The sequence below is a fragment of the Streptomyces sp. 11x1 genome, assembly GCF_032598905.1.
Taxonomy (GTDB): Bacteria; Actinomycetota; Actinomycetes; order Streptomycetales; family Streptomycetaceae; genus Streptomyces.
In genome coordinates, this window is sequence record NZ_CP122458.1 from 7,473,485 (window position 1) to 7,486,056 (window position 12,572).

Annotated in this window: 10 protein-coding genes; 6 read left to right on the top strand and 4 right to left on the bottom strand. The window is 70.2% G+C overall.

Annotated elements, in window-relative coordinates:
- Positions 1-47: 47 nt before the first annotated feature.
- A complete protein-coding gene (locus tag P8T65_RS32820; RefSeq protein ID WP_316728808.1) occupies positions 48-893 on the bottom strand; it encodes a TerD family protein in 846 nt (281 codons plus the stop codon).
- Positions 894-1,083: 190 nt separating this feature from the next.
- Here P8T65_RS32820 and P8T65_RS32825 point away from each other — a divergent pair, with 190 nt between their 5' ends.
- From P8T65_RS32825 to P8T65_RS32835, 3 genes are read left to right on the top strand one after another with little or no spacing between them, the layout of a single operon-like run.
- On the top strand, positions 1,084-2,259 hold the full coding sequence (locus tag P8T65_RS32825) for an HpcH/HpaI aldolase/citrate lyase family protein (RefSeq protein WP_316728809.1): 1,176 nt from the start codon (positions 1,084-1,086) through the stop codon (positions 2,257-2,259).
- 60 nt (positions 2,260-2,319) lie between these two features.
- Positions 2,320-4,863: a phosphoribosyltransferase gene (locus P8T65_RS32830; protein WP_316728810.1), complete on the top strand. Its 2,544-nt coding sequence runs from the start codon at positions 2,320-2,322 to the stop codon at positions 4,861-4,863.
- On the top strand, positions 4,863-5,681 hold the full coding sequence (locus tag P8T65_RS32835; protein ID WP_316728812.1) for an HAD family hydrolase: 819 nt from the start codon (positions 4,863-4,865) through the stop codon (positions 5,679-5,681). Before P8T65_RS32830 ends, P8T65_RS32835 begins: the two co-directional genes overlap by 1 nt.
- Before the next feature lie 23 nt (positions 5,682-5,704).
- Here the strand turns inward: P8T65_RS32835 and P8T65_RS32840 are convergent, their stop codons facing one another.
- Both P8T65_RS32840 and P8T65_RS32845 read right to left on the bottom strand, forming a co-directional pair.
- A complete protein-coding gene (locus P8T65_RS32840) occupies positions 5,705-6,433 on the bottom strand; it encodes a DedA family protein (protein WP_399103298.1) in 729 nt (242 codons plus the stop codon).
- Positions 6,434-6,530: 97 nt separating this feature from the next.
- Positions 6,531-6,752: a zinc ribbon domain-containing protein gene (locus tag P8T65_RS32845; protein WP_316728815.1), complete on the bottom strand. Its 222-nt coding sequence runs from the start codon at positions 6,750-6,752 to the stop codon at positions 6,531-6,533.
- A 426-nt stretch (positions 6,753-7,178) separates the two neighbouring features.
- Between P8T65_RS32845 and P8T65_RS32850 the strand changes: the two genes are divergently transcribed.
- The 3 genes from P8T65_RS32850 to P8T65_RS32860 all read left to right on the top strand — a co-directional run bounded on the left by P8T65_RS32850 (position 7,179) and on the right by P8T65_RS32860 (position 11,897).
- Complete coding sequence (locus tag P8T65_RS32850) at positions 7,179-9,305, top strand: transglycosylase domain-containing protein (RefSeq protein WP_316731808.1); 2,127 nt, start codon at positions 7,179-7,181, stop codon at positions 9,303-9,305.
- A gap of 47 nt (positions 9,306-9,352) precedes the next feature.
- Positions 9,353-10,639 (top strand): hypothetical protein, encoded by a 1,287-nt coding sequence (locus tag P8T65_RS32855; protein WP_316728816.1) that lies wholly within the window; start codon positions 9,353-9,355, stop codon positions 10,637-10,639.
- A 127-nt stretch (positions 10,640-10,766) separates the two neighbouring features.
- Positions 10,767-11,897, top strand: a complete 1,131-nt coding sequence (locus P8T65_RS32860) for an amidase domain-containing protein (protein WP_316728818.1) — start codon at positions 10,767-10,769, stop codon at positions 11,895-11,897.
- Between the two features lie 19 nt (positions 11,898-11,916).
- On the opposite strand, the gene P8T65_RS32865 is transcribed toward P8T65_RS32860, so the two are convergent.
- Positions 11,917-12,570, bottom strand: a complete 654-nt coding sequence (locus P8T65_RS32865) for a DUF4383 domain-containing protein (RefSeq protein WP_316728819.1) — start codon at positions 12,568-12,570, stop codon at positions 11,917-11,919.
- Between the last annotated feature and the right edge of the window lie 2 nt (positions 12,571-12,572).

Sequence of the window (12,572 nt, forward strand, 5' to 3'; positions counted from 1 at the left end):
CGGTTCCCCGCGCCCCTTGCGGGCGCTGACGCGCCCCCTGGGGCCCCTCAGCGGCCGATGAACTGCGGGCCCTGCGGGGGGAGCCGGAAGTTCGGGTCCGGGGCCGCCGCCGTGGGCTGCGGGTAGCCGTAGGCAGGGCCGTTGGTGGTGGCGGGGGTCGGCTGCGGGTGGGGGTAGCCGTAGCTCGACTGCTGGGTCGGGGCCGCCGGGGGGTAGCCGTACGCGGGCTGGGACGGAACGCCCGTCGGGGGCTGCTCAGGGGGCAGCGGGGCCGAGATCTCCGGGGCCGGGGTCTGGGTCGTGGCGGCCTCGTCGGCCGTCGCGGCCGCCGCCTCCGACTCGTCGACCGAGATGCCGAAGTCCATGGCGAGGCCCTGGAGGCCGTTGGTGTAGCCCTCGCCCAGGGCGCGGAACTTCCAGCCGCCGCCCCGGCGGTAGAGCTCGCCGCAGATCAGGGCGGTCTCGTCGCCGGTCTCCGGCTTGATGTCGAAATACGCCAGAGGTTCGGCGTCCGCGACGGTGGCGTCGTACAGCAGAATGCGCAGGGACCGTACGCGGCCGAAGGCGACGGGTTGCCCGGAGGCGTCGTCGGCGGAGGCCACGAGGAGAATCTGGCCGACGGCGGACTCGACACCGGCCAGATCGGTCTGGATGGTGTCGGTGAGGCCCTCGGCCACACGCTTTTTGCCGAGTCGCCACACCTTGCCCGAGGGGTGGCGTGGTTGGTTGTAGAAGACGAAGTCCTCGTCGGACCGTACGCGGCCGTCGGGGCCGAGGAGCAGCGCCGAGGCGTCGACGTCCGGGGCGTCCTGCCCCGGCGCCCAGCGCAGCACGGCGCGGACCGCCGTGGCTTCTACGGGGACGTTCGACCCCTTCAGCATCGCGTGCGTCATGCGGTCATCCTGCCCTCTCGGTCCTGATCACGACAACGCGGGGGCGGCGAACCGCCGATGAGAACGTTCAGCGCCCGACACCGCCGGGTTACCAGAACTTCACGCCGGCCGGGAACTGATGTCACACATTTGTACGTACTATTACCGGCCACGATCGTGACCGGATGCCGAGCAAGCGCGGGGGAACCACATGCGTCATTTCGGGCACATAGCCCCTGAGGAGCGGCGGCGTCTCTTCCACCGGGAGCCCGGCGTCTTCGACGCCGACTCCCCGGCCCGGGTGCTCGCCGCCGCGCTCGGTGCCACGCTCTACAGCCCGGCGACCCGGGAGCGGCTCGCCGACGACATCGTCAAGCAGGCCGGTCGCGGTGTGGTCTCCATGGTGCTCTGCCTGGAGGACTCCATCGACGACGCCGAGGTCGTGGGCGCCGAGGAGAACCTCGTCCGGCAGTTCACCGACCTCACCGACCTCGCCGACCGGCCGGACGTCGAGCTTCCGCTGCTCTTCATCAGGGTCCGCCTCCCCGAGCAGATACCCGACCTGGTCAGGCGGTTCGGCCCGGCCGTGCGGCTGCTGTCCGGTTTCGTGTTCCCCAAGTTCACCGAGGAACGGGGCGTGGCCTTCCTGGAGGCGCTCACCGCCGCCGAGGCCGCGAGCGGACGGCGGCTGTTCGGGATGCCGGTCCTCGAATCGCCCGAGCTGATGTACCGGGAGACGCGCGTAGAGGCGCTCCAGGGCATCGCCCACACCGTCGACAAGTACCGCGACCGCGTCCTCGCGCTGCGTCTGGGCGTCACCGACTTCTGCTCCTCCTACGCGCTGCGCCGGGCACCGGACATGACCGCGTACGACGTCCAGATCGTCGCCTCCGTGATCGCCGACGTGGTGAACGTGCTCGGCCGCGCCGACGGCACCGGGTTCACGGTGACCGGGCCGGTGTGGGAGTACTTCCGGGTCCAGGAGCGGATGTTCAAGCCGCAGCTGCGCACCAGCCCCTTCCTGGCGAACCGGGCCGGGGAACTGCGCGAGTCGCTCATCGAGCACGCGCTGGACGGTCTGCTGCGCGAGATCTCCCTCGACCAGGCCAACGGGCTGCTCGGCAAGACCTGCATCCATCCCTCGCACGTGCTGCCGGTGCACGCGCTGTCCGTGGTCAGCCACGAGGAGTACGGCGACGCCCAGGACATCGTGCGGCCCGACCGCCACGGGGGCGGTGTCCTGCGCTCGGCCTCCCGGAACAAGATGAACGAGGTCAAGCCGCACCGCGCCTGGGCGGAAAGGGTTCTGCAGCGCGCCGAGGTGTTCGGTGTCGCCAACGAGGACATCGGGTTCGTGGACCTGCTGGCCGCGGGCCTGCCCGACTGACCGCCGCACTCGCCCGGCCATCCACGGGCCGTACCGATCGCCGTACCGACTAAGGAATCGATGAACAACGCAGCGAACGACACGACCGGGGCCCGTGGCGGAGTCTGGTCCGGGGCCTGGGTCCGTGAACGGCTCGGCGTCGAACTGGTCGGAAACGAGGAGCTGACCGGGCTCCTGGGGCTCGCTTTGCGGCGCAATCCCAAGCGGGCGCATCTGCTGGTGTCGAACGTCCTCGGCAAGCATGTGCCGCAGTCCCCGGCCGTCGTCCACGGGCACGGGTTCGCGCTCGGCCGCCGGGTGCGGCAGCTGCTTGGGGAGGACGGGGCGCGGGCCGCGGTCGTCCTCGGGTACGCCGAGACCGCCACCGGGCTCGGGCACTCCGTCGCGGACGGGGTGGGCGAGGCGCCCTACCTCCACTCCACCCGGCGTCCCGTCGAGGGGGTCGCCCAGGCCGGGGGCTTCGAGGAGTCCCACTCCCACGCGACCTCGCACCTGCTGCTGCCGGAGGACCCCGCGCTGCTCGCGGGGCCGGGGCCGCTGGTGCTCGTCGACGACGAGTTCTCCACCGGGAACACGGTCCTCAACACCATCCGCGCGCTGCACGAGCGGTATCCGCGGGAGAGGTACGTCGTGGTGGCACTGGTCGACATGCGGTCGGCCGCCGACCAGGGGCGGCTGGCCGCGTTCGCCCGGGAGATCGGGGCGCGCGTCGACCTGGTGACCGCGGCGAAGGGGACCGTGCGGCTGCCGGAGGGGGTGCTGGAGAAGGGACAGGCGCTCGTGGCGATGTACGAAGGCGCGGCGGCCGCGAGCACGGATGCCGGTCCGGCTGCGGGCGTGGGCACGGGCACGGGCGTCGCCACGGCTGGGGCTACGGCGGCCGGGGTCACGCGGGTCGAGCTGGGCTGGCCCGTCGGCGTGCCCGACGGGGGGCGGCACGGCTTCACCCCTGCGCATCGGGCACGGCTGAAGAGCGCGTTGCCCGCGATGGCCGCGCGCCTCGCCGAGGCGCTGCCGCCGGGGGCCCGCCGGGTGCTCGTGCTCGGTTTCGAGGAGCTGATGTACGCCCCGCTGGCGCTCGCCCGGGAGCTGGAGAAGTCGGCCGCGGAAGGGCTGGAGATACGGTTCTCCACCACCACGCGGTCGCCCGTCCTCGCCGTCGACGACCCCGGCTACGCGATACGCAGCCGCCTTGTCTTCCCGGCCCACGACGACCCGGCGGACGGGCCGGGGGAGCGGTACGCCTACAACGTGGCCGGCGGCGGCTTCGACGCGGTGGTCGCGGTCGTCGACTCGGTCGCGGACACGGCCGCACTGCACGCCGACGCCGGCCTGCTGGCCACCCTCGCCGCCCACGTGCCCGGCGTACTCCTCGCCGTGGTCCCGTCGTACGTCCCGCCGACCGTGCCGGCGCCCCCGACCCCGCACTTCCCCGAAAGGCCAGCCATGCTCCCCGAGCCCCTCCGCGGCCCCGACTTCTCCTCCTACGCCGCCGACGAGGTGGGCTGGCTGCTGCAAGACCTCTCCGACGTGACGCTGGAGGCGCCCACCGAGGAGCGGGAGGAGGCCATCCAGAGCGGGGGCGCGCACTACGCCGAGTCCCTGCCGGTCGAGTACCAGCCGAGCGAGCAGTACCAGGCCCTCTTCCACAGCGCGCTCGACACGTCCGCCGAACGCATCGCCGTCGCCGTGGGCGTGGTCACCGAGACCGTGCTGGCCGAGCGGTCGGCGCCGCCCGTCCTGGTGTCGCTGGCCCGTGCCGGGACGCCCGTGGGCGTGCTGATGCGGCGATGGGCGCGGCACCGCCACGACATCGAGGTGCCGCACTACGCCGTGTCCATCGTGCGGGGCCGCGGTATCGACGCCAACGCGCTGCGCTGGCTCGCCGACCGTCACGACCCCGCCGACGTCGTGTTCGTCGACGGCTGGACCGGCAAGGGCGCGATCACCCGGGAACTCGCCGCCGCCATCGAGGAGTTCGAGGCGTCCGACGTCATCACCGGGTTCGACCCCGAGATCGCCGTCCTCGCCGACCCGGGCTCGTGCGTGCGGACCTACGGCACGCGGGAGGACTTCCTGATCCCCTCCGCCTGCCTCAACTCCACCGTCTCCGGGCTGATCTCACGGACCGTGCTGCGTGCGGACCTCGTCGGGCCCGACGACTTCCACGGTGCCAAGTTCTACCGGGAGCTGGCCGGCGTCGATGTGTCGGTGGACTTCCTGGACGCCATAACCGCCCGCTTCCCGGAGGTCGAGGACGCGGTCGACGTCCGGACCAAGGAACTGCTCGCCGCCGACCGCACTCCCACCTGGGAGGGCTGGGCCGCCGTCGAGCGGATCAGCGAGGAGTACGGGATCCACGACGTCAACCTGGTCAAGCCCGGTGTCGGCGAGACCACTCGGGTGCTGCTGCGCCGGGTACCGTGGAAGATCCTCGCGCGGGCCGGGGCGGGCGCGGACCTCGACCACGTACGTCTGCTCGCCGACCAGAGAGGGGTACCGGTGGAAGAGGTGGCCGAACTGCCGTACACATGCGTGGGGTTGATCCACCCGAAGTTCACGCGGGGCGCCACCGGCGCCGACGGCAAGGCGGTGGCGGTCTGATGCCGGGCCCCAGGGTTCTCGTCGCGAGCGATCTCGACCGTACGCTCATCTACTCGTCCGCCGCGCTCGCGCTGACCATGCCGGACGCGCGGGCGCCCCGGCTGCTCACCGTCGAGGTTCACGAGAGCAGGCCGCTGTCGTACATGACGGAGACAGCCGCGGGGCTGCTGGCCGAGCTGGGCGACACGGCGGTGTTCGTGCCGACCACGACCCGGACGCGCAAGCAGTACCAGCGGATCAATCTGCCGGGCCCGGAGCCGACGTACGCGATCTGCGCCAACGGCGGACACCTGCTGGTGGACGGGGCCACGGACCTCGACTGGCACACGCGGGTCACCGCCCGGCTCGCGGACGAGTGCGCGCCGCTCGCCGAGGTGCGGGACCACCTGGAGACCACGGCGCACCCGGCGTGGGTGCGCAAGCACCGTGTCGCGGAGGAGCTGTTCGTCTATCTCGTCGTCGAGCGTGAGCTGCTCCCCGAGGAGTGGGTGAAGGACCTCGCGGTCTGGGCCGAGAACCGCGGGTGGACCGTCTCGCTGCAGGGGCGCAAGCTCTACGCCGTGCCGAAGCCGCTCACCAAGTCGGCGGCGATGAGGGAGGTCGCTCGGCGGACGGGGGTCGAGTTGACCTTGGCCGCGGGGGACTCCCTGCTCGACGAGGATCTGTTGCTCGCGGCGGATCGGGCCTGGCGGCCCGGGCACGGGGAGCTGGCCGAGGCGGGGTTCTTGGGGCCGGGGGTGAGTGCGCTGCCCGAGCGGGGGGTGTTGGCCGGGGAGCGGATTCTTCGGGAGTTCTTGCGGGCCTGTCGGGAGCGGTGACCTCCGGGGGGTGACTGTGCCGGTCAGGGGGTGGGGGTGCTGTGCGTTTCGGGCCGCGGGTGCTCTGTGGCTTGTCGCGCCCGCGCGGCGGAGCCGCATGTGTCAGCGCCCCGCGCCCCTTGACCCTGGCTGCCGCGGTCCTTTTTCAGGAAGCGGGCCAGTGTGAATGCCAGAACCGCTATGGCTGCCGCCCCCAGCACGATCTTCGAGTACGTCGAGACGATCGCCGTGACCTCTGTCCAGTTGGCGCCCAGGAAGTAGCCGGCCAGGACGAAGATCGTGTTCCAGATGGCGCTGCCCAGAGTGGTCAGCAGGGTGAAGACGGGCAGGGGCATGCGTTCCACGCCGGCCGGGACCGAGATGAGGCTGCGGAAGACCGGGATCATCCGGCCGAAGAAGATCGCCTTGGTGCCGTGTTTGAGGAACCAGGCTTCCGTCTTCTCGATGTCCGATACCTTGACCAGGGGCAGCTTCGCGGCGATGGCGATCGTGCGGTCGCGGCCGATGAGGGCGCCGACGCCGTAGAGGGCGAGGGCGCCGACCACGGAGCCCGCGGTGGTCCACAGCAGGGCGGCGAAGAGGTTCATCTGCCCGGTGCTCGCGGCGAAGCCGGCGAGGGGGAGGATGACCTCGCTGGGGATCGGTGGGAAGAGGTTCTCCAGCGCCACGGCGAGGCCCGCGCCCGGCGCCCCCAGCAGATCCATCAGACCGATGATCCACAGGGGCGCGCCGCTCATCGACTCCGCTTGCATGGCTGTCATGGGGGCACGCTAGGCGAACGAAGCTGAAGGGAGCCTGAGGGGTGCGTGAACGTTCGGGGGGCGGGGTCCGTTGATCGAGGTGTGTTGATCAACCGCAGCAGCCGCCACCGCAGCACCTGCCACCACCACCGCCCGCCCGGGGCGCCGGGGCGGACGCGGCGGCCGACCCTCCGACGGCGACCGTCGACAGCAGTTTGACCGTGTCGGAGTGGCCCTCGGGGCAGTCCGCGGGGGCGGAGGACTCGGCCATCGGGCGGCTCAGTTCGAAGGTGTCGCCGCAGGTCCGGCAGCGGTACTCGTAGCGAGGCATGGGGTCAGGCTAACCGGCGTTCGGGAGGCGGCAAGGGCGCCGCGTTCTGCCTGGTCGGTCACAGTGGCCAAAATTTCACGCTACCGACAGAAGCGTTTGTGAAAGTGACTGATAATTTGTGGTCGCCGTGTGGAGACCGGGAGGCCGGGGGAACAAGGGGCTCACTGCCGCGGATGTGGCGGCCGTGACCATCCGCGCGGCGGTGCCAAGTGGGGAGGGGGGGGACAGTCATGACCGCTGTCCTTGGTCGATCGGGAGACACGTCTCCCGGTCGGATAGTCGCCGTGCGCGGGCGGAAGGTTGCCGCGCACCGCCGAATCGTTGCTGGGCACCGCTCGGGCCGTCCGCGTACGGGGGCCCGCCGTGGCTAGCCGGGGGAAGGGGAAGGGGCAGCAGGAGGGGGTGCCGGAGGAGTCCGACCTCACCATGCAGCTGAAGCTCCCGCCGGCCCCGGCGGACGAGACCATGCAGCTGCGGGTGCTGGAGCCGGGTACGTTCGACCTCCCGCAGGAGCCGTCGGCGTCGGGCAGACGCGGCAGACGCAAGGCGCCCAGGCCGTCGGTTCTGGCCAGATTCACCGCGGTCGCCGGCGCGCGACTGGCCCCGTTCGCTCCCTTCGCCCGCCGGATGCGCCCGCAGTACCCCCGTCCGGGCCGTGCCGACTGGCGTCGCTGGGTGCCGTCCTGGCGGCAGTCGCTGGGGGCCGCCGGGCTGGCCGTGGGCATCAGCGGCATGTTCCTGACCGTCGCCTACGCCGCCACGGACATACCGGAGGACCTCAACACCTTCGCCACCCAGCAGGACAACGTGTACTTCTGGTCCGACGGCACCCCCATGGCCCGTACCGGCTGGGTGCGACGGCAGGCGATGCCCCTGAAGGACGTCCCCCAGGACGTGCGCTGGGCGGTCCTCGCGGCGGAGAACGCGAGCTTCTACTCCGACCCCGGCATCTCCGTGAGCGGCATCACCCGCGCCCTGGTGCGCACCGTCGGCGAGGGCGACACCCAGGGTGGCTCGACCATCACCCAGCAGTACGTCAAGAACGTCTACCTGACCCAGGACCGCTCGCTCGGCCGCAAGTTCGACGAGGCGTTGCTCGCCCTCAAGCTCGACAACCAGATGAGCAAGGACGAGATCCTGGAGGGCTACCTCAACACCAGCTGGTTCGGCCGCGGCACCTACGGCATCCAGCGGGCCGCCCAGGCGTACTACGCCAAGGACGTCAGCGAGCTGAACGTCAGCGAGGCCGCGGTCCTCGCCTCCCTCCTCAAGGGCGCGGGCCTCTACGACCCCACCCTGAGCAAGGCCAACCGGGAACGGGCGGTCGATCGCTGGGAGTGGATCCTGGACCGGATGGTGGACATCGGCAAGCTGTCCAAGGCCGAGCGCGCCAAGTACACGAAGTTCCCCGAGCCGATCGAACAGTCGAGCCAGTACGACACCGGCAAGCAGAGCGACTACCTGGTGCAGCTGGCCTCCCAGTACGCGAAGAAGGCGGCGAACCTCAGCGATCAGGAGTTCGACCGGGGTGGCTACCAGATCTACACGACCTTCGACAAGGACCGGCAGAACGAGCTGACCGACGCCGTCACCAAGGCCCGCAAGGAAGTCCGCGAGGACAACCCGAAGCAGGCGCGGACCGCGCACTTCGGCGCCTCCTCGGTCGCCGCCGACGGCCGGATCCTCGCCGTCTACGGCGGCCCCGACCACCGCAGACAGGGATTCAACGAGTCGAACGCGACCACCGTCCCGGCCGGCTCGGCCTTCCTCCCCTTCGTCTACGCGGCGGGGCTGGAACACGGTGTCGTCAAGGAGCGCGGCGGCGGGGCTACACCTGTCACCCCGCAGACGATCTACGACGGCAACGACGGCGTGCCGGTGACCACCCCCGAGGGGCCCTACTGGGACCGGGGCGGCGACCAGGTCTCCGCCCGCAACGACGGCAAGAAGTCCTGGGGCCCGATCACCCTGCACGACGCGCTCGCCCGGTCGGTGAACACCCCGTTCATGCAGCTCGGCATGGACACCGGTCTGGCAAAGGTGCGAAGCACCGCCGAGGCGGCCGGACTGCTCTCCTCCAGCTTCGGCGCACAGGTGCCGGCGCTGTCCGTGGGCAGCGCCACACCCAGCGCGATCCGTATGGCCAGCGGCTACAGCACCTTCGCCGCGCTGGGCAAGCACACCGAGCCGTACTCCGTGCGGAAGGTGACCCACAACGGGTCCAAGGTCACCCTGGACAACCCGAAGCCGAAGCGCGCGATGAGCGGCAAGGTGGCCGCCGAGGTCACCTCGGCGCTCACCGACGCCTACCGCGCCGCCCACCCCAACTCGCCCGGTGCCGCCTCCTTCGAAGTGGCCGCCAAGGGCGGGACCACCCAGGACGACAAGGCCGCCTGGTACGTCGGAACGGCCGACGAGGTATCGACCGCCGTCGTCGTCTACCGCATCGACCTGGCCAAGAGCCTGGAGCCGCTGCCGCTCGACGGGATCGCCGGAACACCCAACGCCGGGGTCCCCTACGACATCTGGTCCAGTGCGATGAGGATCGGCTGACCACCGATGAGCACCCGCACCCGCCACCCTCGCAGAATGAGCCGTACATGAAGTCTGGCAGCAAGCCGCACAAGGGCCGCCGTCGCAAGGCGCGCCCGCAGCGCCGCACCACCCGTCCGCAGTTCCTGACGGTGGCGGCGCTCCTCGTGGTGGCCTCCCTGGTCGGCGGCTACCTGGTGCTGAACCGGTCGGCCGACACCGCGCCGACCGCTTCGTCGGCCGGCGGCGGCAGCGACAAGGGGACCACCAGGAAGGAACCCGTCTGGGACGGCAAGACCAAGGTCATCGGTGACGGCTCCACCTCCTACACCGGCCCGCAGAAGGGCCGGTTGAAGGCCGTGCCGCTCAAGAAGGGCGAGAAGCCGCCGCAGTTCGTCGTCTTCTCCTGGGACGGCGCGCTGGCGGGCGACGACAACCTCTTCGATCACTACCGCGAGATGGCGAAGAAGTACGACGCCCACATGACGTTCTTCCTCACCGGCATCTATCTGCTGCCCAAGGAGAAGCGGGACCTCTACGACCCGCCGCAGCACGACAAGGGCGCCGCCGCGATCAGCTACCCCACCGACGAGCACATCCGCACCACCCTGGCGGAGCTCGGCGAGGCGTGGAAGGAGGGCAACGAGATAGGCACCCACTTCAACGGCCACTTCTGCGGGAAGAAGGGCGGCGGCGACTGGAGCGTCGCGGAGTGGAAGCAGGAGATCAAGGAGTTCAACTCCTTCCTCGCCAACTGGAAGACCAACACCGGCGCCACCGATCTCGACCCGCTGCCCTTCACCGTCGACGCCGTCAAGGGCGGCCGCGCGCCCTGTCTGGAGGGTCAGGAGAGCCTCGTCAAGGCCGTCAAGGACTTCGGCTACCGCTACGACGCCAGCTCTCCGGGCGCCTTCCAGGTGTGGCCGGGCAAGAAGAACGGCATCTGGGACTTCCCGCTGCAGATGCTCCCGTACAACGACGAGTACCAGGCCCTGTCGATGGACTTCAACTTCCTCTACAACCAGTCCGAGGGCAAGACCGACGGTGATCCGGCCATGTACCCGACCTGGCAGCAGGAGACCATCGACACCTACATGGCCGGCTTCAACCGCGTGTACTACGGCAGCCGGGCGCCCCTGTTCATCGGCAACCACTTCGAGCAGTGGAACGGCGGCATCTACATGAACGCGGTGGACGAGGTCATCAAGACCGTGTGCGTGAAGAAGGACGTGAAGTGCGTGTCCTTCGACGAACTCGCCGACTGGATGGACGTCCAGTCGCCGGAGACCCTGGCGAACCTGCGCGGACTCGACCCGGCCCAGGCACCGGCCGACTGGGCATCGGTCGTGAAATAGCCCCACAGATACCCGTGTTGCTCACTTGTTACACCCCCCGGCCTCACTTTGCTTGAGGAGGTCATGTAAAGATTCGAGCCCGGGTACGACCAACTCGGGGTCAAGGAGATTCCCAGTGAGATCAAGGATGTTGAGCCTCGCAGGCTCGACCCTCGCGGCGGCCGTCGTGGCCTCCGCGCTGCTGCCCGTCGCCGCGGCCAACGCCGCCGCGTCGACGCCCAAGGTCACGAAGGCGACCAAGGACGCCTTCGGTCGCGTCGCGGACAACGTGCTCACCGACCGTACGGCCGTGCTGCTCGGCAGCAAGGCCGCGCGCAAGTCGCTGAAGCCGACCGGCGGCGTCAAGCTGTCCGCCGGCCAGAAGAAGGCCGAGGACGGCAAGCTGTCCGCCCTGAAGGACACCAGGTCCCGCCTGGCGTCCCTGGGCGAGGCCTACACGTCGGCCGACACGAAGGTCACCGTCGACAGCGCCAAGGTCAAGGGCAAGAAGGCCACGGTCAAGGTCACCGAGACCACGACCCTGAAGTACAAGAAGATACGCGGCGACGAGCCCGCCTCCACGGGCTTCGACGCGCACCACGTGCTCACCTTCACCGCCCAGGCGAACGGCACCTGGCAGCTCACCGCGATGCGCTCCACGGACGGTGGCGCCCCGCGGATCAACGAGCCCGCCGCCGCGACCGCGGACGCCAAGCTCAGCCGTACGCCGATGGCCATCATCAGCGCGCCCAAGGCGGCCACGACGCGCAACCCCGCCCCCAAGCCGAAGACGCTCACGGGCGGCGCCTACAACTACAGGGCGATGGCGACGTACACCGAGCAGTACTGGAAGAACTACAACCCGGCGTACCGCAAGTACAACTCGCTCGGCGGCGACTGCACCAACTACCTCAGCCAGGGACTCCTGGCGGGTGGCTGGAAGCAGATCTCCACGGTCACGCCGGAGGAGTACGACACCTGGTACTACGCCTCCAACGGCACCGCGGACGCCTGGATCGGCGTGAACGAGTGGTCCTGGTTCACCCAGACCGCCAAGCGGACCACCCCGCTCGCCAACGTCTACCAGATGGACATCGGCGACGTGCTCCAGGTCGACTTCAACAGGGACGGGTCCAAGGACCACTCCATGATGACGACCTACCGCAGCGCCAGCGGTGTCCCGTACCTGACGTACCACGACGCGGACACCTACCGCCGTTCGGTCGCGAGCATCATCGCCTCGTACCCGGGCGCGAACTACTACGCGTACCGCACCTGAGCCCAGCCCTCACGGTGCCTCAGCCGGCGCCCTTCCCGTCCGTGTCCGAGTCCGATCCGGTCTCCGCCGCGGCATCGGGGAGGGCGTCGGCCCGTTCCAGCTTCGCCATCCCCGCGCCGGCCTTGCGCCGCGTCTCGCGCTCCGCCTCCTCAGGGTGGCGGGCCCGCCAGTACGGATTGTCGTGCGGCAACGCCGTGCCGACCCTGCCGTACATCCCGAACGTCATCAGCAGAATCCCGACGACGAAGCTGAACAGGACGTTCTGGATGCGGAACGCCAGGAAGTTGGAGTCGGTGTCCAGCAGGGCCATGTTCGCGAAGCCGCTCAGGATGAACAGGACGCCCAGGGTCATGTTCAGCGTGGAGGCGAAGTTGCCGCCGATCACCATGCCGACGAGCAGCAGCAGCCCCACGGCGATCGACAGGACGCTCAGCGTGCCGTTGGTGCTCAGCCCCACGACCTCGTCGCCGCCCGTGTCGAACCAGCCCACCTTGTCGATGAGCCCCAGGATGCCGAAGACGAGCAGGAACAGGCCCATCAGGCCCGCCCCGATCCGGTAGACCCTGCTGAGGCGGTGGTCGACGGGCAGGTGCTCGTCGATCCTGATCCGCCGCCGGGAACCCGCGTGCCGGCCCTTGCCCGGACGCAGTGTGTGCGTGGCGTGCGTGGCCATGT